Source organism: Maribacter sp. 2-571 (genome assembly GCF_050589625.1).
Taxonomy (GTDB): Bacteria; Bacteroidota; Bacteroidia; order Flavobacteriales; family Flavobacteriaceae; genus Pelagihabitans.
On sequence record NZ_JBNGOP010000088.1, the window covers coordinates 1 to 641 of the forward strand.

At 55.9% G+C, this 641-nt stretch carries 1 protein-coding gene; it reads right to left on the bottom strand.

What is annotated here, in order from left to right; translation table 11 throughout:
* A partial coding sequence (locus tag ACRD7P_RS20995) for an aminotransferase class III-fold pyridoxal phosphate-dependent enzyme (protein WP_430909767.1) occupies positions 1-641 on the bottom strand: 641 nt, incomplete at both ends.

Here is a 641-nt window from a genome sequence, read left to right on the forward strand (position 1 = left end):
CCCTGGAGCGGCTCCAAAATGATCGCGGCAGGTTTCGCAACTCCCGAATGGCCCGTGGACAAAACCCAGTCCAAATGGGAAACGCACGAATCAACCGAAGAGCCTTCCCCACTGCGAAGCGTACAACGATAGGGGTAGTTATAGGGAACAAAGCTAACATTGGGTATCAGAGAGGTCAGGTTTTCCCTGAAAAAACGGTCCGAGGTCACGGCAAGTGCCCCGGAACTCATCCCATGGTACCCCCCGGTGAACGCGATCACCCCGTCACGGCCCGTCTTGAGCTTGGCCAACTTGATCGCGGCCTCCACCGCATCAGAACCCGTGGGACCACCGAAACTCACCTTGTAATCCCCCTGGAGGGAAGGGGGAAGATGCCCCAGCATCGTATCGATAAGGGCCATCTTGTTCTCGGTAGGGAAATCCAGCGCATGGATAAGGTCCTCCTGCTGGCGTTTCACGTATTCGAGCACCTCTTCGTTCACATGCCCCACGTTCAATACACCGCAACCACCGAAAAAATCGATGAAACGGTTCCCGTCCACATCCTCGATGATGCTGCCCTTGGCACGCTTTAACGCTATGGGCATATTGCGGGGGTACGACACCACACTGCCCTCGATTTCCTGTTGGCGCAACAAAAG